21 protein-coding genes are annotated in these 22,159 nt (G+C 61.6%); 8 read left to right on the forward strand and 13 right to left on the reverse strand.

Going from position 1 to position 22,159, the window contains the following annotated elements; translation table 11 throughout:
- Nucleotides 1-92 precede the first annotated feature (92 nt).
- A complete protein-coding gene (locus PKKP23_RS23545; protein WP_126878625.1) occupies nucleotides 93-1,148 on the reverse strand; it encodes a helix-turn-helix domain-containing protein in 1,056 nt (351 codons plus the stop codon).
- A gap of 368 nt (nucleotides 1,149-1,516) precedes the next feature.
- On the opposite strand from PKKP23_RS23545, the gene adh reads away from it, so the two are divergent.
- A complete protein-coding gene (adh, locus tag PKKP23_RS23550; protein WP_126878626.1) occupies nucleotides 1,517-3,037 on the forward strand; it encodes an aldehyde dehydrogenase in 1,521 nt (506 codons plus the stop codon).
- Between the two features lie 218 nt (nucleotides 3,038-3,255).
- A complete protein-coding gene (locus PKKP23_RS23555) occupies nucleotides 3,256-3,648 on the forward strand; it encodes a DUF779 domain-containing protein (RefSeq protein ID WP_017772342.1) in 393 nt (130 codons plus the stop codon).
- Between the two features lie 58 nt (nucleotides 3,649-3,706).
- Here PKKP23_RS23555 and eutC read toward each other — a convergent pair whose 3' ends face one another.
- The 5 genes from eutC to PKKP23_RS23580 all read right to left on the reverse strand — a co-directional run bounded on the left by eutC (nucleotide 3,707) and on the right by PKKP23_RS23580 (nucleotide 11,037).
- Nucleotides 3,707-4,501 carry an ethanolamine ammonia-lyase subunit EutC gene (gene eutC / locus PKKP23_RS23560; RefSeq protein WP_126878627.1) on the reverse strand — a complete coding sequence of 265 codons (795 nt, stop codon included), beginning with the start codon at nucleotides 4,499-4,501 and terminating at the stop codon, nucleotides 3,707-3,709.
- A complete protein-coding gene (locus tag PKKP23_RS23565) occupies nucleotides 4,498-5,892 on the reverse strand; it encodes an ethanolamine ammonia-lyase subunit EutB (RefSeq protein WP_126878628.1) in 1,395 nt (464 codons plus the stop codon). The genes eutC and PKKP23_RS23565 overlap by 4 nt, the downstream gene beginning before the upstream one ends.
- A 76-nt stretch (nucleotides 5,893-5,968) precedes the next feature.
- Nucleotides 5,969-7,372 (reverse strand): ethanolamine permease, encoded by a 1,404-nt coding sequence (eat, locus tag PKKP23_RS23570; RefSeq protein ID WP_017772339.1) that lies wholly within the window; start codon nucleotides 7,370-7,372, stop codon nucleotides 5,969-5,971.
- A 146-nt stretch (nucleotides 7,373-7,518) separates the two neighbouring features.
- Nucleotides 7,519-9,975, reverse strand: coding sequence for a hypothetical protein (locus PKKP23_RS23575; protein ID WP_126878629.1), 2,457 nt, complete (start codon nucleotides 9,973-9,975; stop codon nucleotides 7,519-7,521).
- Nucleotides 9,976-10,446: 471 nt separating this feature from the next.
- On the reverse strand, nucleotides 10,447-11,037 hold the full coding sequence (locus PKKP23_RS23580) for a hypothetical protein (RefSeq protein ID WP_126878630.1): 591 nt from the start codon (nucleotides 11,035-11,037) through the stop codon (nucleotides 10,447-10,449).
- Nucleotides 11,038-11,370: 333 nt separating this feature from the next.
- Here PKKP23_RS23580 and PKKP23_RS23585 point away from each other — a divergent pair, with 333 nt between their 5' ends.
- Together PKKP23_RS23585 and PKKP23_RS23590 are read left to right on the forward strand one after the other, a co-directional pair.
- Complete coding sequence (locus tag PKKP23_RS23585; protein WP_126878631.1) at nucleotides 11,371-11,874, forward strand: HrpB1 family type III secretion system apparatus protein; 504 nt, start codon at nucleotides 11,371-11,373, stop codon at nucleotides 11,872-11,874.
- 154 nt (nucleotides 11,875-12,028) lie between these two features.
- A complete protein-coding gene (locus tag PKKP23_RS23590) occupies nucleotides 12,029-13,468 on the forward strand; it encodes a pyridoxal phosphate-dependent decarboxylase family protein (RefSeq protein ID WP_126878632.1) in 1,440 nt (479 codons plus the stop codon).
- A gap of 36 nt (nucleotides 13,469-13,504) precedes the next feature.
- Here the strand turns inward: PKKP23_RS23590 and PKKP23_RS23595 are convergent, their stop codons facing one another.
- Complete coding sequence (locus PKKP23_RS23595; protein WP_126878633.1) at nucleotides 13,505-14,200, reverse strand: phosphatase PAP2 family protein; 696 nt, start codon at nucleotides 14,198-14,200, stop codon at nucleotides 13,505-13,507.
- A 385-nt stretch (nucleotides 14,201-14,585) separates the two neighbouring features.
- Here PKKP23_RS23595 and PKKP23_RS23600 point away from each other — a divergent pair, with 385 nt between their 5' ends.
- From PKKP23_RS23600 to PKKP23_RS23610, 3 genes are read left to right on the forward strand one after another with little or no spacing between them, the layout of a single operon-like run.
- A complete protein-coding gene (locus PKKP23_RS23600) occupies nucleotides 14,586-15,212 on the forward strand; it encodes a LemA family protein (protein ID WP_126878634.1) in 627 nt (208 codons plus the stop codon).
- Nucleotides 15,209-16,060 (forward strand): TPM domain-containing protein, encoded by an 852-nt coding sequence (locus tag PKKP23_RS23605; protein WP_126878635.1) that lies wholly within the window; start codon nucleotides 15,209-15,211, stop codon nucleotides 16,058-16,060. The genes PKKP23_RS23600 and PKKP23_RS23605 overlap by 4 nt, the downstream gene beginning before the upstream one ends.
- A 2-nt stretch (nucleotides 16,061-16,062) precedes the next feature.
- Nucleotides 16,063-16,560, forward strand: coding sequence for a TPM domain-containing protein (locus PKKP23_RS23610; protein ID WP_017772331.1), 498 nt, complete (start codon nucleotides 16,063-16,065; stop codon nucleotides 16,558-16,560).
- 35 nt (nucleotides 16,561-16,595) lie between these two features.
- Here PKKP23_RS23610 and PKKP23_RS23615 read toward each other — a convergent pair whose 3' ends face one another.
- The gene (locus tag PKKP23_RS23615) at nucleotides 16,596-17,237 is read right to left on the reverse strand and encodes an alanyl-tRNA editing protein (RefSeq protein ID WP_126878636.1); all 642 of its coding nucleotides are present in this window, start codon (nucleotides 17,235-17,237) and stop codon (nucleotides 16,596-16,598) included.
- A 157-nt stretch (nucleotides 17,238-17,394) separates the two neighbouring features.
- Here PKKP23_RS23615 and PKKP23_RS23620 point away from each other — a divergent pair, with 157 nt between their 5' ends.
- Nucleotides 17,395-17,979, forward strand: a complete 585-nt coding sequence (locus PKKP23_RS23620; protein WP_126878637.1) for a hypothetical protein — start codon at nucleotides 17,395-17,397, stop codon at nucleotides 17,977-17,979.
- 401 nt (nucleotides 17,980-18,380) lie between these two features.
- On the opposite strand, the gene PKKP23_RS23625 is transcribed toward PKKP23_RS23620, so the two are convergent.
- The 5 genes from PKKP23_RS23625 to PKKP23_RS23645 all read right to left on the reverse strand — a co-directional run bounded on the left by PKKP23_RS23625 (nucleotide 18,381) and on the right by PKKP23_RS23645 (nucleotide 21,453).
- On the reverse strand, nucleotides 18,381-18,635 hold the full coding sequence (locus PKKP23_RS23625) for a hypothetical protein (RefSeq protein ID WP_126878638.1): 255 nt from the start codon (nucleotides 18,633-18,635) through the stop codon (nucleotides 18,381-18,383).
- 184 nt (nucleotides 18,636-18,819) lie between these two features.
- Entirely contained in the window at nucleotides 18,820-19,716 is an 897-nt protein-coding gene (locus PKKP23_RS23630; protein WP_126878639.1) for a restriction endonuclease, read from the reverse strand.
- A gap of 6 nt (nucleotides 19,717-19,722) precedes the next feature.
- Complete coding sequence (locus PKKP23_RS23635; protein WP_126878640.1) at nucleotides 19,723-20,217, reverse strand: hypothetical protein; 495 nt, start codon at nucleotides 20,215-20,217, stop codon at nucleotides 19,723-19,725.
- Nucleotides 20,218-20,346: 129 nt separating this feature from the next.
- Nucleotides 20,347-20,895: a hypothetical protein gene (locus PKKP23_RS23640; protein WP_126878641.1), complete on the reverse strand. Its 549-nt coding sequence runs from the start codon at nucleotides 20,893-20,895 to the stop codon at nucleotides 20,347-20,349.
- Nucleotides 20,896-21,093: 198 nt separating this feature from the next.
- The gene (locus PKKP23_RS23645) at nucleotides 21,094-21,453 is read right to left on the reverse strand and encodes a helix-turn-helix domain-containing protein (RefSeq protein WP_126878642.1); all 360 of its coding nucleotides are present in this window, start codon (nucleotides 21,451-21,453) and stop codon (nucleotides 21,094-21,096) included.
- Between the last annotated feature and the right edge of the window lie 706 nt (nucleotides 21,454-22,159).

The raw sequence follows: 22,159 nt of genomic DNA on the forward strand, positions 1-22,159 counted from the left end.
GGTAGGGCTGCCAAGACTACCGCATGTGGGCGGACAAGGGAGAAAACGGCGAGGATGGCCAGCGCAAGCCTGTTTCCTGATGGGAGCAGGCCCTAGTGCGCAAAGGCCGGCGTCGGCATGCCGGTCATGCCCTTGAGCGTCTCCGACGGACGCACGCCGAAGAGCCGCCGGTAGTCCGTTGCGAACTGACTCAGGTGCCAGAAGCCCCACGCTGCGGCCACGTCCTGCACCGAGCAGGCGTCTTGCGCGGCGCGGCCTTCGCGCGCCGCGTTGCACAGGTCGCGCCGCGCGCCGTTCAAGCGAATGGCGCGCAGATAGGTGACGGGCGCCATGCCGAGCACGTCCTGAAAGCAGTACTGCAACGTGCGGCGGCTCACGTGCAGCCGTTCGCAGAGTTCCGGCACGCCCACCGGCCGGTCTCGGTGCTCGAGCACGTGGGCGCGCGCCGCTGCCACGATTGCCTGGCGCCGTTGCGGCGTAGTTGCCGCAAGCGGCTGCGCGTGGTCGGCCGAGCAGAGGTCGAATAGCGCCGCCAGCACCGACGATTGCAGGTTGCTGCGCGCGAAGCCCGAAAGCGGCACGCCGGCCTGCGCGCCGTCGTCCAGCATCTGGCGCAGCGACGTGCACAGGCGCAGCTTGCGCGCCGCGCCGATGGAGACCACCTCGGTGTGCGGCACCTGGTTCGTGAGCCCGAGGTGCTCGACCTCGGCCGCATAGCGCCGCAGCACCTCGCCCTGCACCACCACGCCGAAAAACTCGTAGCCGGCCGGCGTGACGAGTTCGAACTCGACGCCGCCGGGCCGGAACGCGAGGGCGTCGTCGCCGATCAGTTGGGCGTCGATGCGCCCATTGCCCTCGCGGCAAAGCGGAATGCCGAACCAGTACGCGTCCGATTGCACCTCGCAGGTCTGGCGCAGCGCGTGGCTCGTCGTTTCGCGAAACACCGTCATGTGGTCGAGAAACAGCTCGGTGAGCGTGCCCGTGAAGCGGCCCGCGCTCAGCTGATCGTAGATCTGGTCCCAGCCGTGCAGACTGCGCGCCTGCTCGTCCGCATCGTGCGCGACCGAGTTGCGCAGACACAGATCGTCGTCCGTGGCGGCGCGAGCGGTGGGCGCAGCGGCGTGGGGATACGGGGAATCGGTGTTCATACCGGGCCGGCAAAAGAGGCATTCATGACGACTCCATCACGCAAGTCCCATGCCGATGGGGGTCGCCGCCCTGCGGCAGGGTGTCGCGGCGAGGTTGCTCCATTCGTGAACAGAACCACGGAATCTGTTCAGAAATGGCGCGCTACATGAAACAGCACGAAACAGTGAGAGAACAACGAGACAACAACGTCATGCCATGCCGCAAAGCAGTCTCGGCCCGCGCATGCATCGCCGCAGTGCGCCGCGCACCGCGATGCATCATGCCGCCTCTGCATTGGCACGCTTCTGGCGTAACGAGCGCCCGGCAGGCGCGCCGCAGCGCCGGACCAACAATGCAGACCCATGCAGACACATGTGAGGAGCGACTGATGAACCACGCGGAAATGCAGTTCCTGACCACCGAATACCCCTACAAAAAGCAGTACGGAAACTTCATCGGCGGCGAATGGGTGAAGCCCGTCGGCGGCGAGTATTTCGATAACGTCTCGCCCATCACCGGCGAGCCGTTCACCTCGATTCCGCGCTCGCGCGCCGAAGACGTCGAACTCGCGCTCGATGCCGCGCACCGCGCCAAGGACGCCTGGGGCAAGGCCTCGCCCGCCGAGCGCGCGAGCGTGCTGAACCGCATCGCCGACCGCATGGAAGCCAACCTGCAGCGCCTCGCCGTGGCCGAAACCATCGACAACGGCAAGCCCCTGCGCGAAACCCTGGCCGCCGACATCCCGCTCGCCGTCGACCACTTCCGCTACTTCGCCGGCTGCATCCGCGCCCAGGAAGGCTCGGTCTGCGAGGTCGATCACGACACCGTCGCCTATCACTTCCACGAGCCCCTCGGCGTGGTCGGCCAGATCATTCCGTGGAATTTCCCGATCCTGATGGCCGCCTGGAAGATCGCCCCGGCGCTCGCCGCCGGCAACTGCATCGTGCTCAAGCCCGCCGAGCAGACGCCCGCTTCCATCCTGGTCCTCATGGAACTGATCCAGGACATCCTGCCCAAAGGCACGCTCAACGTCGTGAACGGCTTCGGTCTGGAAGCCGGCAAGCCGCTCGCCACCAGCAAGCGCATCGCGAAGGTCGCCTTCACGGGCGAGACCACCACGGGCCGCCTGATCATGCAGTACGCGAGCGAGAACATCATTCCGGTGACGCTGGAACTGGGCGGCAAGAGCCCGAACATCTTCTTCGCCGACGTGATGGACCGCGACGACGGCTACTTCGACAAGGCACTGGAAGGCTTCGCGATGTTCGCGCTGAACCAGGGCGAGGTCTGCACGTGCCCGTCGCGCGTGCTGATCGACGAGAAGATCTACGACCGTTTCATGGAACGTGCGCTCAAGCGCGTGGCCGCCGTGCAGCAGGGCCACCCGCTGGACCCGAAGACGATGATCGGCGCGCAGGCCTCGCAGGAGCAGCTGGAAAAGATCCTCTCGTACATCGACCTGGGCCGCCAGGAAGGCGCGCAGTGCCTCACGGGCGGCGAGCGCAACGTGCTCGCGGGCGAACTCTCGAAGGGCTACTACGTGAAGCCCACGGTGTTCCGCGGCCACAACCGCATGCGCATCTTCCAGGAAGAGATCTTCGGGCCGGTGGTGTCGGTCACGACGTTCAAGACCGAAGAGGAAGCGCTGGAGATCGCCAACGACACGCTGTACGGCCTGGGCGCCGGCGTGTGGACGCGCGACGGCACGCGTGCGTATCGCTTCGGCCGCGCGATCCAGGCGGGCCGCGTGTGGACGAACTGCTATCACGCGTATCCGGCGCATGCGGCGTTCGGCGGCTACAAGCAGTCGGGTATCGGCCGTGAAACGCACAAGATGATGCTCGACCACTACCAGCAGACCAAGAACCTGCTGGTGAGCTACAGCGAGCAGCCGCTGGGGTTCTTCTGAGCGGTGGCTTGATGCGTTGGTGAAAGACGGGCGGCGGGCGGAAGAAACGCACGCCGCCCCCACGTTTTCTTCTACAGGGGGGCTCGCATGAGTATGCGCAACTGCGCAGCTTTCCGCGCGGCGGCATCGGCACGCCGGCGCACCGCACGCAGCTATCCGCGTGGGCGTTCGCGCGCTGGCGGCGCGGTCGTCGCGCACCACCATCACGGAGCAACACGATGTCTGTTGAAGACGTCTCTCGCGTAATTGCCACGCCGGCCGCCGTAGCGCTGATCGACAAGCTCAAGGCCGAGCACGGCAACGTGATCTTCCATCAGTCGGGCGGATGCTGCGACGGCAGCGCGCCGATGTGCTTTCCCGCCGCCGAATTTCGCGTGGGCGCATCCGACGTGAAGCTCGGCGCCATTGCGGGCGTGCCGTTCTACATGAGCGAATCGCAGTTCGAATACTGGCAGCACACGCAATTGATCATCGACGTGGTGCCGGGCAATGGCGGCATGTTCTCGCTCGAACGTCCCACGGGCCTGCGCTTTCTCACGCGCTCGCGGCTCTTCGACGACGCCGAAAACGACTGGCTCGCCGCGCATCCCGTGGAGCGGGCCGACGCGTAGGGCTTAAGCAGCAGTGTCCGCCGTTTCAAGCGCTACGCGTCGCAAGCCAGTCAGTTGCTTACGGCTGACCGCCAGGTGCTTCCACTGCCGCTGCCGGTGCTGCTGAAGAAAGCAGCGCGTCGCTATCGTCCTTGAGTCCGACGCCGGTCAGGCCCAGTCTGCGAGCGTGCGTGAGCAGATAGTGGAGCTTGTGTGCCGCGGCCGCGTAGCTCAAGCCTTCCGGCCGCACGTTGGAAATGCAGTTGCGTTCGGCGTCGGTACGGCCCACCTTCGGTTCGTAGGTGAGATAGACGCCCAGGCTATCCGGCGAACTCAAGCCAGGCCGCTCGCCGATCAACATCACCACGAACTTCGCGCCGAGCAGTTCACCAATCTCGTCGCCCAGTGCCACGCGCGACTGCCGCGCCACGATCACCGGCCCGATCGTCCAGTCCGCAAGCTTCGCCTGTACTTCGAGGAAAAGCGGCATCGCCTGCTTTGACGCGGCGAACGCGGAGAGCCCGTCGGCGATCACGAATACGACGTCGGGTGCGTCCTCCGCTGCCGCAGTGCGCAGCGTTTCGCGGCTTTCGTCCGAGAGCCGCCGGCCCAGGTCCGGACGGCGCAGATAGTGTTCGCGATCAGGCGCGGCACTGTGCACATCGAGCGAGACAATGCCGCGCGCGCGCAGCGCATCGTGCAAAGGGCCGGCATCGAACGGCTGATGCACGGCGTCGCGTGCCTGCGCGTGCGAGAGATTGAAGGCGAGCAGCGGCTGCGTAGGCAGGCTGTTGCCCGCGCGGCCCAACGCGATGCGCGCCTGCGTGAAGCGCCGCAGCGCCTGCCACGGGTTCTTTTCGAGAAAGTCGCTCATGCCACGCCCATCCATTCGCTCGCGCCCTCCAGGAGCGGCTGGCGCGGCGACACAGGCAGCAGCGCGCCGCGCGCGTCGATGATCTGCATGGACTCCAGCCATTCCTCGAACTCGGGCGCACGGCGCAGGCCCAGCACCTCGCGCACGTAGAGCGCGTCGTGAAACGAGGTGCTCTGATAGTTGAGCATGACGTCGTCCGCGCCGGGAATGCCCATGATGAAGTTGATGCCCGCCACGCCGAGCAGCGTGAGCAGGTTGTCCATGTCGTCCTGGTCCGCTTCGGCGTGGTTCGTGTAGCAGATGTCGCAGCCCATCGGCACGCCCAGCAGCTTGCCGCAGAAATGGTCTTCGAGCCCCGCGCGAATGATCTGCTTGCCGTCGTACAGATACTCCGGCCCGATGAAGCCCACCACCGTGTTGGCAAGCAGCGGCCGGAAGCGGCGCGCCACAGCATAGGCGCGCACTTCGCAGGTCTGCTGGTCCACGCCGGAATGCGCGTTCGCCGAAAGCGCACTGCCCTGCCCGGTTTCGAAATACATCACGTCGTCGCCCACCGTGCCGCGCTTGAGCGAGAGCGCCGCCTCGTGCGCCTCGGCCAGCAGCGCGAGCGAAATGCCGAAGCTCGCGTTGGCCTTCTCGGTGCCGGCAATGGACTGGAACACGAGATCGACAGGCGCGCCCTTTTCGATGGCCGCGATGGAGTTGGTGACGTGCGTCAGCACGCAAGTCTGCGTGGGCACGTTATAGCGCTGGCGGAACTCGTCCATCATGACGAGCAGCGTCGTGATGGCGGCGAGGCTGTCCGTAGCGGGATTGATGCCGATCACCGCGTCGCCACAGCCGTACATGAGGCCGTCGAGCATCGAGGCGGCAATGCCTTTGACGTCGTCGGTGGGATGGTTGGGCTGCAGGCGCACCGACATGCGGCCCGGCAAGCCGATCGTATTGCGAAAGCGCGTAATCACCGGACGCTTGCGCGCCACGGTAACGAGATCCTGGTTGCGCATGAGCTTCGAAACGGCTGCGACCATCTCCGGCGTGAGGCCGTCGGTAATACGCAGCAGCGCGTCGGAATCCGTCGTGCCTGAGAGCAGCCAGTTGCGAAAATCGCCCACGGTGAGGTGCGCGATCTCGGCAAACGCCGCTTCGGAATGACCGTCCATGATGAGGCGCGTGATCTCGTCCTGTTCGTACGGAATCACGGCTTCGTTCAGGAACGTGCGCAGCGGCACCTGGGCCAACGCCATCTTCGCGGCCACGCGTTCCTCTTCGCTTGCCGCGGCCACGCCCGCGAGCTGGTCGCCGGAACGCAAGGGGCTCGCCTTCGCGAGCAGCGTCTTCAGGTCGGCGAAGCGATAGGTGCGTGCGCCGATTGTCTCCGTATAGCTCATCGTCTTTGCTCCATCGTGCGAGCGCCGCACACGGGCAAAAGGCCGTGTGCGGCGCCGCGCGCGTCTTGCGGGTCGCTTACTCTTCGAGCAGCGCGTCGGCCGGTGCCGTCTCGCGCTGGCTGCGCGTGGCGAGGAAATACACGTAGCCGAGCGCCATGAACACTGCGAACACCAACGCCACTTCGAGGTTGAAGTACACCATCGTCGCGAGCGAAATCACGGCGGCAACGAGCGCGAACGCCGGGAAGAACGGGAACAGCGGCGCGCGGAACGGGCGCTCCATATTCGGGTCCGTACGGCGCAGCTTGAAGAGCGCCAGCATGCTCACGATGTACATGACGATAGCGCCAAACACCGACATCGTCACGATGTTCGCCGTAAGCGTCTGGCCGGCGAACTGGATCAGCTCGTCGCTATAGATGGCTGCAATGCCGATCACGCCGCCCGCCAGAATCGCACGATGCGGCGTCTTGAAGCGCGGATGCACCTTGGCGAGCCACTCGGGCAGATAGCCGGCGCGAGCCAGCGCGAAAATCTGCCGCGAGTAGCCGAGGATGATGCCGTGGAACGACGCGACGAGCCCGAACAGACCGAGCCACACGAGCATGTGCATCCAGCCGCTGTGCTCGCCGACGATGTACTTCATGGCTTGCGGCAGCGGGTCGTTGATGTTGGAGAGCTTGGTCCAGTCGCCCGCGCCGCCGGCGAACACCATCACGCCGATCGCGAGCGCAACGAGCGTCAGAATGCCGGTGACGTACGCAATCGGAATGGAACGCTTCGGGTTCTTCGCTTCTTCGGCGGCCATGGCCACGCCTTCAATGGCGAGGAAGAACCAGATCGCAAACGGGATGGCTGCGAACATGCCGTGAAACGCGCCCATGCTGAAGTGATCGGCGCCGGCCCAGCCGCCCTTCGTGAAGTTCGACCATTCGAAGCCGGGCGAGACCACGCCCATGAACACGAACAGTTCGAAGATGGCGAGCAGCGTGACGAAAAGCTCGAAGGCGGCCGCTATCTGCACGCCTACGATGTTGAGCGCCATGAAGACAAGGTACGCGCCCATGGCCGCGTGTTTCGGTTCAAGGCCGGGAAACTGCACGTGCAGATACGCGCCAATGGCGAGCGCAATGGCAGGCGGTGCGAACACAAACTCCACAAGTGTCGCGGCCCCCGCGATGTAGCCGCCCACCGGACCGAACGCGTGCCGCGCGTACGCGAACGGGCCGCCGGCATGCGGAATCGACGTGGTGAGTTCCGTGAAGCTGAAAATGAAGGTGGTGTACATCGCGGCGATGAAGATCGCCGTTACGACGAAACCCAGTGTGCCGGCGCTCGCCCAGCCATAGCTCCAGCCGAAATACTCGCCGGAAATGACGAGCCCCACCGCGATGCCCCACAGCTGCCACGTGCCCAGCGTCTGCTTCAGCTCATGATGCGTGACTTGCCCTACATGCTGGCCCTTCGACTCTGCTTTCATCGGAATCTCCCCTGACGTTGCGGCCCGGCGCCCCACGCGGACCGACAGCCTTGGGCGGATAGTAGAAAGCCATAAATCGAGGCGTTATCGAAAATCGGCAAAGGTGTGCTGCGCCGCCGTACCGCCGTGTTTTAAGGAGCGGCTGCTTACTGCGCGTCGCCCGGCCCTTCGATTTCAGCCTGCGCCTTGCGATCCACCGCATGACGCCAGCGCGCGCCGAACGTGAGGTTGTGCAGCCAGATGGTGAGTACGCCCATGAACGTTTCGTACGAACCCGCTGCCGCGTAGGCGATGGGCACATGCAGGAACAGCGGGCCGAGCAGCGCGCCCATCGCGGGCGCCGAATAGGTGCCGAGCGTCAGGCCGAGCCGCGCGGGGTTCACGCCCATTGCTTCCTTCATGCCGGCGCGCCACGCTTCGAGCCGCCCTGCGGGCGCGCTCTGGTTCAGCAACGACTCGATGGCCTGCGGGCTGTCCAGTTGCCTCATTTGCGCGACGATGCGCTCGCGCTCGGTGCCGTCGGTACCGCATTGTTCGAGTGCCGCGTCCACGATGCGCGCCAGTTCTTCCGGCGAGGGGTTTTCCGCCGCGAGTGCGTCGAGCCGTTCGCGCGTGGCGGCATCCAGCACAATGCGCTCGGGCAATTTGCCTTCGCGTTCCAGCTTGCGATAGTTGTCCGCGAAGTACTTCACCGACATGAGCCCCGTTGCCGCCGAGAGCATCACCGCGCCCGTGGAAAACAACGCGCCGCCCGCGTGATCGCCCACCGTGTGCGAGACCTCGTCGATGGAATTCGCGGCGAACAGCGCTAGCACCGCGACAGGCGCGAGCGTGGCGATGCGCTTGCGCATCTCGTCGTTGCTCATACCTGCGCCGCGCAACGCGGAAAGTTCGGCGCCTTCGGCCATCACGTCGTCCGCGGAGGCGGCGAGGAACTTCGCAAAGCCGCCCATGTGCAGCGCGTCCTGCACGACTTCCACCGTGGGCGCCATGACGGCAAGCGACGTGAGAATGGCGCGCGCGCCTTCGGAGGTGCGATTCGCGTCGTCGGCACTCAGGCGCCGCAACGCGTACTCGCGGCCGAACGTGTCCGCGAGCAGCGTGTCGAGCCATGCGACGTCGGCCTGCGTGCGCGCATCGTGCTCGCCGCCGGACGCAGAAACGCTCAGCACGTCCGACGAAAAATCGCGAATGAGGTTGATTGGCGTGTCGAAGTCTTCGTCGTCGGCGAGCGCACCGCTCGACATCTGCGCGAGGACCGCGCCGCGAAAACCGTCTCGCGCCTGTGGGCCTGCTTTTTCGAGCGCGCGGCCCAACTGCTTGCCGCTCTCTTCACGCAGGCGTTCGAGGTCGCTCTCCAGCACCTTCGGGCGCGTACCCGCGCGCACGAGCCCCGGCAACCACGTCGTGACGAACTTGTGCTGCGAATGCGTCGCAACGTGGCGGATCGCGTCGAGCACAGCGTCCGGCGTCTGCGAGCAACGCACGAGATGCAGCGTGGCGCCCTGTGCATAGAGGCGTTCTACGATCTGTGCGGCCTCTGGATACATTTCAACGAGCGCCGCCATTTCCGTGGGCATTTCATCGCTGTCAGCATCAAACGATTCACGCTCGAAGTGAGCCTCGACGAATTCCTCGGCCTCGGGTCCGCTCGTCACGCCGAGCGCATTCCACCGCTCGCGGCGCGTCTGCAACGCCTCGCGAGCTTGCTGCGGCAGCGCGACCAGCACGTCGGCGGGTACGTTGAGCATGTGGCCGGCGTCGAACGACGTTTCGTGCTCGCCGTCGCGCGTTGCGATCTTGAAAGCGCGTGTCCATGCGGGACCACCCGACGCTTCATGCACCACGTGCAGGCCCGCACGCTGCTGCGGCGTCAGTGCGCCGACCCAGTCCGAAAGCGCATTGCGTTGTCCCCACTCGTCGTGCTCCCAGACGGCGCGCTCGTGCAGATGCGAGACCACGTCTTTCACGCGCTCGTCGCAACTCTTCATGCGCGGCATGACGCGACGCACGGTGTCGGCGCTGCGGCGAAAAAACGGTGCGCGTTCGTAGCCGAGCACGTACGCGATGTCGCGCGCGGAAAGCTTCACCTCGGCAGCATTGGCAGTAGAAAGCAATGTGATTGCGCGGCCCAGTTCTTCGCGGCCGGCAGCGGTATCGAAGGGCGGCGATGAAGGCGTGGGCAGAGCCTGCGGCTCGTGTGCCTCGTCTTCATCCTCGTCGCGCGAGCCACCAGCGATGGGAAATATCGGGCCGCGTGCGCCGGCGCCGATGGCGGCGAGACCGGTGCGCGGATCGATTGCGGTGTAACCCTTCGGCAAGCCGGTGTTCGCGTCGGCTTCGATCAGCGCGTAACGCGTCGTTCCGCTCGCTGCGTCGTAGCGCATTGCGAGGTAGGCGTCGGTGCCCGCCGGCTTCACGAACTCGCCGCCGCCCGGCGCGGCGATACGCGCTTCCTTGCCGACCGCATAGCCCAGGCTCGATAGACGGACCATCGGCACGGTGCCCTGCTCATCGAGCAACGCACGGTTGGCGGCAGCACTTTCGCGCAACCGTGTGGCCCCCGTCCCGGAGGACGAAACGCTCGCACTGTTGGCCGCCATGCTGACGAAATGCGTGAGAACAGGGGCTGGCTGTGGTGGTTTTGACCTGCTCGAGAGCGTGGCTGGCAACGCAGACGTGCGCCGAAGCGCTGAGGGCGCGTTCGCTGACCCCGCTTCTGCAACGTCCACCCCTCGCCCAACCGATTCACCATCGCGCTGGCCGCGCGGACTTGGGCCGAGCGCCGAAAGCCCGGCGCCGGCCGCAGGCCGAGACATCGGCGCGGGCGGGGTGGCGCCGCCTCCCTTTGCGGGGAGGTTGCTATTGTTCTGCACCCCAACATTTTTTGCGGCATCGCCGCCCGAAGTCACTTTCACGCTGGATTCCTTACTGATGGTCGGGTGGTATGTCGCGACGTCTGCCTGCCGCGCGAATGCAACGCGGCCCGCGTGACGCCTCCATGCGTCACGCGAGCCGCCTCATGCACGCTCACCAGCCAAGCGGCAGGTGCGATGGCGCTGTGCCGGCAGACGTCAGAAATCGTTCTGCTGGTTCAGATCGCCGGCGCTCACGGTCACGTCGGACGACGAGAACGTGACGTTGCCGCCGTCGCCCGTCTGGCCCTTCACCGCATGGCCCGACAGCATCGCGAGCGGATTGCCGCCGTCCTGCAGGCGCTCGATCTCTTTCGTCGCGCCGGAATTCAGCGTGACGTTGCCTTGCGAATCGATCACGCCCACCGAATCTCCGCTCTTGTTGTACAGGTTCCCGTTCGAGTCTTCCTGTAGATGCAGTGCCTCGCCACCGGCCTTCGAATTGATCTTCACGTCGTGCAAGCCCTGCCCGTTCGGTGCTCCGGTGCCGGTGGTGGACGGCTGGCCCGTGAAGTTGACCGGCGTGTACGGCGACGGAGACTGGCCTGTCGTGCTCGCGCCGCCCTGCTGCGGGAACTGCCCGGTATTCGGCTGATTGGTGGGCGTGCTCGCGCTGTTGCTGTCGGCGAGCAGCTTCTCGATGTCCTGAAGAATTTCTTCGGTGAAGCCTGCATTGTTCGACGCGCCGGTCTCGAAGGACGGTTGCGTTTGCGAATTCAGATATTGGGTTGTGATGGAGTTCGTGCTCATGGAGATCTCGCAAAGGTTGACACAGTGGGTCAGCAAGACAAACCAGACAATGAAAGACAGGCGGCCCGCGCACGGACAACGCCCCATCGCATAGCGTAGAAACTGCCTGTGGCAAAGCGGTGCGCAACGCGAAGCCAGGTTTTGCGCTGCGAAACGTTTGATGCAGGCACGAGAGCAAGTGCCGCTCATTGCGGCCATACCTTCCATGCCGCATCGCGCATCCAATGCATCGATTCGTTCGCGCGTGCGCGTCTTCGCATGTCATACGCCAGCAACGCATCTCAGCAAGAGAATCGGGAACCGGCCTTGCGGACAGGCTGTGCAGGCGTGCGCATGTACGCTGGCGCACATTCGCGTTTGCCGCATCTGCGCTCACTCACGATGCTCGATATTCAATGCGATCCTGTGGTGCTCGGCGTGCTGCTCTCGATCTTCGCGACGGGGCTGCGTATCGGCGCACACGCGGAGCTTGAAGACCTGCTTATCGTGTTGCGCCTGCTGCATCCGAAGCAGGCTGCCGTGGACATCTGCGAGGTGCGTTTGCTGATCGCAAGGCACCGCTGGGTAGATGCTTTGAGGCTGCTGCGGCAAATGGAGGAACAAGGCAACGGTTCGCCCGTGGTGTGGGCGCTCCAGGGCTGGTGCCTCTACGTGATGCGCGATACGGACTGGCGGCGCTGCGTGTCTGCTGTGCTGCGCGCGGGCGAGCCCACGGCACTCGCCATTACCGCCCGATTCCTCGAAGTACCCGAGGCCGGCGACGCCACCGCGGAACGCATCGCCGACGCGATGGAGCGCGGCCGCCGCGTCGGCGCACGCCTCGTGCAGCGCTGGTAACGCGCGCACGCATCGACATTTCAGCGCTCCCCGCAACGTTGCGCGCTCGCCTTCGCTAGAATCATCCGCGAACGCAGCGCCGTATCGCATGCTGCCGATACCGGCATTCACCGCAGCGCATCATTGGTGCACCGCACCGAACGGGGATCCCTCCATGACGGACAAGAGCAACACGAGGAACGCAAGCGCATTTCGTCCTGCCCTCGACCGGGCGCTGGGTCATTCGCTCGACTATCTGGAGGCGCTCGACGAAAGCCCCGTGGCTGCAAGGGCCAGCCTCTCCTCTTTGCGCGAACGTCTGGCAAAGCCGCTCGGCGACGAAGGCGTGGCCGCTGAACGCGTGATCGACGATCTCGTGAAAGACACGGCAGGCGGCATCGTAGGCAGCGCGGGAGGCCGCTTCTTCGGCTGGGTGATTGGTGGATCGTTGCCGGCTGCGCTCGCGGCCGACTGGCTCACGAGCGTCTGGGACCAGAACGCCGCGTCGTTTTCGTGCGCGCCCGCCGAGGCCGTAGTGGAAGAAGTGTGCGGCACGTGGCTCAAGGAACTGCTCGGATTGCCGGCGCAGGCGAGCTTCGGCCTGACGAGCGGCTGCCAGATGGCGCATGTCACGGCGCTTGCGTCCGCACGTCATGCGTTGCTCGCGCAACGCGGCTGGGACGTGGAACGCGACGGCCTGTTCGGTGCGCCCGCCATCCGCCTGCTGAGCAGCGATCAATTGCACGGCAGCATCTCGCAAGCCACACGGCTGATCGGCATGGGAACGGGCGCGGTGCAGACCTTGCCCTGCAACGACACGGGGCGGCTCGACGCAGCGGTGCTCGAAGCGGCCCTGCAACAGGCGCCCGATGCACCGACCATCGTGCTGCTACAGGCGGGCGATCTCAACATCGGCGCCTACGATTGCTTCGCGGAACTCATTCCGCTTGCGCACCGGTACGGCGCGTGGGTGCATGTGGATGGCGCCTTCGGCTTGTGGGCGAACGCGAGTCCCCGTTACAGGCACTTGCTCGCGGGCGTCGAACACGCAGATTCGTGGACCACGGACGGCCACAAATGGCTCAACGTCCCCTACGACAGCGGATACGCGTTCGTCGCACATCCCGACGCACACCAGCGCACCATGGGCTACCAGGCAAGCTACATCAGCTACAACGAACAGGTGCGCGAGCAGAAAGATTGGAGTCCGGAATGGTCTCGCCGCGGGCGGGGCTTTGCTACTTACGCCGCGCTACGGCAATTGGGTCGCGGCGGCGTGGCGAACCTGATCGAACGTTGCTGCGAAGCGGCGCATGCAATCGTGATGGGCGTTGCGGCGCTGCCCGGCACTCAACTCATGTGGAAGCCGCAAATCAACCAGGGGCTCGTGCGCTTCCTGCATCCCAAGCCAAACGCAACTGAAAGCGATCACGACCAGTGGACCGACGCCGTGACGGCCGCCGTGCTCGCGAGCGGCGAAGCGCTGTTCAGCAACACGACATGGCGCGGCAGACGGTGCATGCGCACATCGGTCTGCAACTGGCAGACGGACGAGCATGACGTGAAGCGATCGATTGCCGCGGTGGCCGCCGCATTGCGGCAACTTCGCGGATGAGCCCACACGATAGGCATCGGCGCGCTTCGGTGCACGTCAAAGCACCTTCGTCGCCGAATGCCACAACTGCATCAATTCGTCGAACTGCGTGATGAGCTCGTAGCTCAAGAGAAAAGCGAACATGTAGCCGGGGCCGGGAAAGCGCTCCACGCTGTGAAGAATGGGTCGTGCGATGCGCGCCCTTAGCACGTCGCGCGTGAGCGCCCACGTGATGACAATACCGATCACTGCGCCGGCAATCACGTCGGTGGGATAGTGCAGACCGAGATACACACGTGGCGCACAGATGAACACCGCGGTGTAGATCAGCGCCAGCGTACCGATGCCTCGCCACACGAGGAAGATACCCGTGGCTATGGCGAACCACAGCATGGCGTGATCGCTCGGAAACGAGCTCCACGTTCTCATCACGCTATCGCCCAGCCCCACGGCAGGGAAGTTCAGATGCAGGCTCCTGTCGTAGATGGGCCGCTCGCGAAACGGGAGCGCGTGGGCGAGAAGCCGGCCCGTCATGAGCGCAATGAACCCACTTGCGATCGTGGCCACCACCATTTCGCGCGCCCATTCGCGGCGCTCGCCGGGCGTGAACCAGATCCACCACAGCGCGGCAATCAGCATGAGGCCCTTGAACAGATACAGAGCCGCGATCGTTCTGATTGCGTGGTTGATTATCGCGGAGTGGGCTGCGTGGTTGACGATGAAGGTTTGAACTGCTGTATCGAAACCGCTCACTTTGACGTCCTGAGTTGCAATGGAAAATAAACGAGGTCTTGTTCTCGTGTTTTCCTCTCGCTGTCCCCGTCAGAAGATTGCGCGTTCGCTGCTGCATTGCGCAACCGTGGCGCGTACAGAGCGCCGTGTGGTGAGGGACGATGATACGGTCAAAGCCCCAGCCAGCAGGCATAAAAATCGTAACGGGGGGTAACGGGAGCGAAGCGGGACAGCAAGCGGCGCACCAGAAAGCCGCAAAGAGACCGATTGACCTGCATCAAAGGGGCCTGATACCGGCCGCGTAGCGTGTTCGTAGTCGCGCCTTATATTGAGAGCGGCGGCCATTCGAGCCGCTGCGTGCATCGCACTTGCCGGAACGGCGATACCCTCTTTGCGGATTTGAGATATGCGGATACGTGCACTGTTGAGCCTGTTGCTGCTGGCAATCGTCGTGGTGCTGCCTGGGTGCGGCTACAACGCCATCCAGACCGAGGACGAACAGGTGAAGGCGAGTTGGTCGGAAGTGCTGAATCAGTACCAGCGCCGCGCAGACCTCGTGCCTAATCTCGTCAACACGGTGAAGGGATACGCAAATCAGGAAAAAGATGTGCTCACGAGCGTAACCGAGGCACGCGCGAAGGTGGGTTCCATTCAAGCGACGCCCGGCCTTATTTCGGATCCCCAGGCATTCGCCAAATTCGAGGCTGCACAAGGACAACTCACGTCGTCTCTCTCCAGATTGCTAGTGGTGTCGGAGAACTACCCGCAACTCAAATCGGACGCGAATTTCAGAGACTTGCAGGCGCAGCTCGAAGGAACGGAAAACCGCATTGCCGTCGCGCGGAATCGGTATATCAAAGCGGTTCAGGCGTACAACGTCACGATCCGGTCGTTTCCCAGCAATCTCACCGCAAAAGCTTTCGGCTATCAGGAGCGGCCCAATTTCTCGGTGAGTAATGAAGCCGAGATTTCGAAGCCGCCGCGCGTGGACTTTGGCACCCCGCCAGCATCGGCGGGCGGAGCATCCAATTGAACGTCGTCCGTCTCGCGATTGCACTCGTCGTCGCGTTGCTCGTCCTTGTCGGTGTGCCCGCTCACGCCGACGCACCGGTGCCCGCGCTAACTGCGCGCGTCACCGACGAAACGGCTACGCTCACCAGCGAGCAAAAGGCCACGCTAGAACAGTCGCTTAAAGACTTCGAAGCCCAAAAGGGGGCGCAGATCGCCGTGCTGATCGTTCCCACCACTGCGCCCGAGACGATCGAGCAGTACTCAATTCGCGTGGTCGAGCAGTGGAAACTCGGCCGCAAGAACGTGGACGATGGTGTCCTGCTTATCGTGGCGAAGAACGATCGCACGCTGCGCATCGAGGTCGGCTACGGCCTTGAAGGCGCGCTCACGGATGTCACGAGCAACCGCATCATCAACGAGACCATCGTGCCGCGCTTCAGGCAGGGCGATTTCTACGGCGGTATCTCAGCGGGTGTCGACAGCATCATGCGTGTCGTGAGCGGCGAGCCCTTGCCGGCACCGCCCGCACAGAAGCGCAGCGCCGACGGCAACGGGCGTTTGCTGCCCGTACTCTTCCTGCTGACCGTGGTCGCCGGCGGCATCTTGCGCGCGATATTGGGCCGGCTTCCGGGGGCGGTGGTAACGGGCGGCGCAATCGGCTTCCTCGCCTGGCTGCTTTCCGGCGCGATGCTCATCGCCGTCGTGGCGGGTGTAATTGCGCTGCTGTTCACGCTGCTGGGCAGCGGCATGGGCGCATACGTGGGTGGACGCTCCATCGGTGGTGGAAGGTTCGGGGGCGGTTCGAATCGCGACATCTTTCGCGGCGGTGGTGGCGGATTCGGTGGCGGCGGCGCCTCGGGCAGGTGGTAGCAATGGACGTCAAGCGCCTTCTCAGGCATCTCTTCATGACGCGCTGGCGAGTCAACGCAGCGTTTCCCCGTTCATCGCTGCTTGTGATCGAGAAAGCTGTGCACGAGAGCCATCAGACCCATGTGGGCCAGATCCGTTTCGCCGTAGAAGGGGCATTGCATAGCGGGGCGCTGCTCAAAGGCCAGTCGGCCCGCGAACGCGCAATCGACGTGTTCTCCGAACTACGTGTCTGGGACACCGAACACAACAACGGTGTACTGATCTATTTGCTTCTGGCAGATCGCGACGTGGAGATCATCGCCGACCGCGGTATCGACGCCAAAGTCGATCGCGAAGAGTGGGAGACCATCTGTCACGCCATGGAATCGGAGTTTCGACGCGGAAACTACCAGATCGGTGTGATGGGGGGAATTGCGCAGGTCACACAACTGCTGAAGACGCACTTTCCGGCTCATCGTCCTCCGCGCGAAGAATTGCCGAGTTCGCCGGTGGTGCTTTGACGCGTTCAGGTAGTCCGGATACCTGACGATATGCGTTACTCGAGTAACGTGATCTCGATTCGCTCCTTTCCTTTCCCCGTATTTTTTCGTTTGAGCTTCAGGGCGCCAACTTCGCCCGTCGATTTCGGATGCGTGCCGCCGCACGCCATCGTGGCAAAGCCCTCCACCTTCCAGTAGCGACGTTGCGCTTCGACATCGCTGAAATCGGTCACGATAGCCAGATCGCGCTTCGTCAAATCCAATACGGCCTGTTCGATATCGGGAAATAGCGGCGAGACGCTCTCATCGCTCGCGAAGTCGATGCGAGCCTTGTCTTGCGCAATATGCGCACCAATGCGCTCGATACCCGGCCTGAGTCGATACACGAGTTGCAGCACCATTTCGGCTGCGAAGTGCAAACGCATCAGCCGGTAGCGACGTTCCCAGTCGACTCGCCACGTCACTCGGTCGCCCACTTTGAGCGAATGCTCAGGTGGAAGGGTGTAGATGATTTCGAGGCCTATCTTTTCGGCCTTGATGACGGGATAAGCGCCAAGCCAACCCGAGTCGCTTTCCTGACCGCCTGAGGCGGCGAAAAAAATCGTCGCCTCCACCTGGACCTGCTTGCCGTTCACCTGGCTCACCACGGTATCTAACGTGGTTCGATAGGGCTCGTCCCAGAATACTTTGCGCGTCATGACTGGGTCTGTTCTTGTGAAAGGGAGAGACAGCGTAGCCAGGGACGGGTGGTGTGGCTTGTACGATCTTGCGGCCCCGCCAGGCTCACCAACGAGTTCACGAATTCCATGGCGAATCGTTCATACCGGCAGGACGCGCACGGGAGGAGCCACGAGCATGCTGCAGACACAGATCGCATTGCAAATGCTGCTGAATGCCATCGCTCGCCGCCCGGCCCGTCCTGCAGCCACGCATGTAGCCGCGGCTACCACTGCCAGTCCGCCCCCCGCCACGAAGGAGAGCAAGATGCCGAGCGAATTCGATTTTCTTGACAAGCACTACGATAAAACGGACATCCCCGAGGTCGCCGCACAGTCCGCGCGGGAGCGGTTCGGCAACTATCCCGTCGCACGCACGAGCACGGTCATATACGGCATCGACTGGGAAACGCTTGTCGATTCGATTATCAAAGCCGTCGACAACTATTCGTACGGCGCAATCTTCAACACATCCGCATTCGCGTATCTCGGCCAGTACAACGGCGCGCCGCAATGGAACATCGTCCTCACCGGATTGAAATACGTGAACGCCACGATCAAGGTGGTCGGCTCGACGCCGACGTACACCATCGAGGACTACGACAACGGAACGATCGTGGTCAACGCACAGGTCTCAGGCAACAATCCGCCGATGCTCGGCGATATCGTGCATTTGCAGGCTGCGATCGGTAACTACATCGGGACGGTGCAGTTGAAGAATTGAAGACGGGGGCGGCGTTGTTGCTGTGGGACGCGAGATGTGCGATTGGGGTGCGATTCGGGTGCCCCGTCGGGCTTGCTGCGAAGCTGTGGATAGGTGCCAATGAAAAGACCCATAAGTCTCTCGACTTATGGGTCTCGGTTTCTTGCGTTATGAGGCTATCTACCTACCCACCCTTGTACGTTCTCAGAGAAAGTGAAAATTTAGTCCATTAAAAATCAAGACGTCCTGCACACTAGTTCAAACGTGAACGCGCTCGCGCTTGCGCAAAATGTGAAAATTCCCCACAAAATTCTCATTCTTCGCGATAAATGCCGCGAACATGCGCCCCACTGTAGTGGTTCATGGCAGAGCCCAGACCAGCGCATCCATCGGCACCAGCGTCAGCCCCCTTGCGGTCACAGTTACATTTTCTTGTCCGGATCAGCGGCCGACTCCCATCTTGTCGGTGGCACGACCTTATCTATACCCAACTGCCTTACCGTCTCGATCGGCAACTGCAGTACGACATCCGCACCGCCTTGGGTGGTGTGCATTTCGACATGTACACCGCGCAGTTCGAGATAGATGACGCCCGCCTCGAAAACCTCTTCGTACAGGTGCCATGCCGGTTCGTCGCCCATTGGCTGATGATGCGCAAGGGTGGATTTCGTGCTCATGATCGCTTCTCGTAGTTAGCGGGGTCGGTTGCGGTGAATAACAGCTCCTCCTAGTCTACGTTCGAAAGTTGGCTTCTGTTGTCGCTTCCGGATGTATATGCATCATTCGTGCGGACAATGACATATGCACTGCATGCTCGTCCTTGAACTCGAGGCTCGGTGTCAGGGTTGACGCGGAATTTGATTAAGGTCTAACGAATCGTGCTCTGGATGGTGCGACGAAGGGTTTCTCTGGAGGAAGTGCTCCGCAAACACAAAATTCGTCAATCAAATCTGAGCGAGAAATTTCGAAACCACCAAATATCTTTTTCCCGCGCTCATCGATATGCGATGCACCAATCGAGAATCGACCCGCAAAAGCATCGACCATCATAATGAAACTTCGCAAGTGAAATTGATTTAGTCCTCGAACAGCCCACGTCTTATCAAGATTGTGCTCATGCAAAAATTCTTCCGCCTGTTTTTTAGAAAAAAATAAAACGGAGACTATGTCGTTACCGTGCCAACTTCCGTACGGTGATCCATTAACTTTTCCGCTCTCCAGTTCAAACAGTGTCCAGAACGGCTCTCCGATGGTCTTCTCATCGGGAATAGTGTAGAGCTCCAAACGTGCTCCAAGCAAATGGCTTAATGATGGAAGATCATCCAACGAGAGCGGGAGGATCCCTCGATCGACAGCGGCCTTTTCTGCGCCTTTTTGATATCCAGCGGCGGATACCATTACCCCAATTAATCCATGGCAATCATCAATTGTTAGCCAGAACGCACCAACTTTACCTATGTCAATTGGGCGCTTTGTATTTTTACATTCAATGGCGACGCGATGTCGCACACCCGCTTTTTCGAATTCATAATATACGTCAACCTGATGCGATTGACCGGTTTTCCCTCGTATCTGCACATTTCTAGCCACAACTATCTGTTCGCCTTGCAGATTCAGGAGCGTCTCGTAAACATGCTTTACGTGATCTTCCAGTTCACTCCAGTCCATCTTTGGCGTCGATGACTGCTGCGTCTTCAGGATATGAATCAGTGCGGCGAGAGAAGGTTTTTTAAACATATTCACTTTTTTAGCTAACATTGACGCCTAGACATCTTCTCTTTTTATTCTAGGCACTTGGGCGCCATAGTACTCTTCAACAAGCTGCTGCCTTGAAATTGGCACGCCAACAAAATTGGCGTCGTCCTTGGCCCCCGGCGGGAGAAAGAGAATCATTGCCCCGTGGCCCCGCATCTCAAATAATTCCATCGTTAATATGAACGCACGAAGAGAAAACTTTGGAAGGCCTCTCACGGCCCACCGACTAGGGTCGAGCGCGGCCTGCCTCATCACCCTTTCAGCATGTGGCTTACTGAAAAGAAGAGGAATATGCATCCGTTGGGTTCCGGGGTGTGCGTTTGCATAATACGAACCTGTCGTTCTGCCATCTGCGAGTTCCATGATTGTCCAGAATGGCTCGCCGATGTATGTGTCGTTCGGCAGTGCCGCTGTCTCAAGGCGTTTTACGAGAAGTGAGCCCATTGACGGAAGGTCCTCGCGACGGAGAAGATCAATGCCATAGTGGATCGCGAGCGTATCCACTCTCGCGATCCAGCTCATTAGGTCAGTTGGACGAATAGGTGAGCGACGATCATCACGTAGGCCGACCAACTAGCCCTGCCAGCCTGTGTCTGTTCTTGTATCTGCGACTCGCCAAGTCCCATCACACCGTCAACGCGTGGTTACGGGCGTGAAAGTGACGATTACATCGAGATCTCGATGATCGCCTTCGGTATATTGCCGCATGCTAGTGAGCACAAGGGGCTTGCCAGTGTGGGACATCATGGTTGATGCAGTCGAGTCACCTACCGAATGAGCCATCGAGATGTTCCCGCATTTTCCCTCATTCAGGACATTGTATTTGATGAATTTGTGGGCGACGATTTCGTCCTGAAAACCCACAACTCCGGTGGTGGAGTGCAGCTCCGGGGTAATCTTCACGACGACCCCGTCATCGATATCTTGTGGAGGATTTTTCGCGTCCGCCGTGATTTGACAGGGACCATCGTTCAACACGGCTTTGTGATGGGCGCCGAGGTTACTAAAGGCTGCGGTTTCCCCGAGATTCACGTCACGCTCCTGCGTAAAGGAACCGTACAGCTTGGACTTAACCTCTACGGTAACGTGAACCGGTTGCTTCGTCGACTGGCCGATATCGTCGGACTGTTGAGCGATAGCTGCGATCGGAAGAGCGAGAAATGCGACTGCGAGAAATTTCATGGTGCCTCAATGCGGTTGATTTACAGGGTACTACACCGTGAATATTCGGAAAATCTGACAAAAACTTTAGCCCTTACATATGCAATGTCGCTGTCCGCAATCAACCTCGCACATTTTTATGCAATTAGCATGTTTCGCTCTTCGCGCCGCAAATAGTTTGGAGAAGTAGGTGGTACTGGCAATTTCGGTTGACAGATCTCAGTCCGGATATTCCTCGCTATTTTTCTGTTCAAGGCCGCGGATCGAGGCAATCTTGCTCATAGCGTCAATCCGCTCGACAAGGGTCGCTTGACTGGCTGGCTTCGGATGCGGAAACAGGGTGAAGAAGCCTCGAGCGTGCCCCATGGCTATAAGGATTCGCGTAAGGGTTTCGATGCTGCCAACCCCATTCAACTCAAAACGCTTGTAGGTGCGCAGCGCGATACCCGCCTTCTCTGCGAATCCCGCCTGGGAATATCCATTCCGGGTGCGTTCCACTCGCACTCGCATGGCCAGATACTTGGCCACATCTTTCTCGGTCGCTGATTGCAGGAATTCGAGTTGTTGTTCCGGCGTCATGGAGAAGTGCCAGATTTGGCACCACCTGTTGATAACTTATCGTGGGAGCTTACGCCCTCTGGCACAATAAAGCATGGACGCCAAGGAAAGAAATCCCGCGCCAAATACCAAAAATACACTATACTTTGTGCAAAACGAGGCGCTAACCACTAGATATAGTGGTTGCGGTCAAAAGGAAAACGGCCGGGGTGGTGCCCGGCCGCGTGCGACGAGGGGTTAGTGGTGTCCTCCCGCCGGCTTACTTTGCTTCTCAAAGAGCAGCCAGTGTATCACTTGGTCATTGACCATTGCTGGTTTGTGGGCTTTTACAACTGCTACTTCACCCCCGTTCGGCATGTCTGCCGCACTCTTATCACGCGCTACGTGCCGAACAGTGTGATAGGAGCACAGGTTATGGCGAAAACTTGCCATTTCCCGAAACCCGTCCATGTCCGCGCATATGTGCGTTTCCGTCGAGGTCGTCTCGAAACGGTGTGCGAGCATTGTCGGTCTTGGCCGTCCGCCTAACGGCGGAGTTGTTTAGCAAGCTGGGCCGGATAGCCGGCCCAGCTTTATCCTTAATCGCAACGCATTGGGCTCTGGATTTGCCCCCGTACTTCCGGACACCGTCTCACACTAAGGTTGATGAATCGGTCCTACGTCGGAACTCGCGTGGCGAGCGGTATTTCAGCGCGCTGTGCGGGTGCTTCTCGTTGTAATGCTCGAA

Source organism: Paraburkholderia kururiensis JCM 10599 = LMG 19447 (genome assembly GCF_003986935.1).
In the GTDB taxonomy this organism is placed as follows: domain Bacteria; phylum Pseudomonadota; class Gammaproteobacteria; order Burkholderiales; family Burkholderiaceae; genus Paraburkholderia; species Paraburkholderia kururiensis.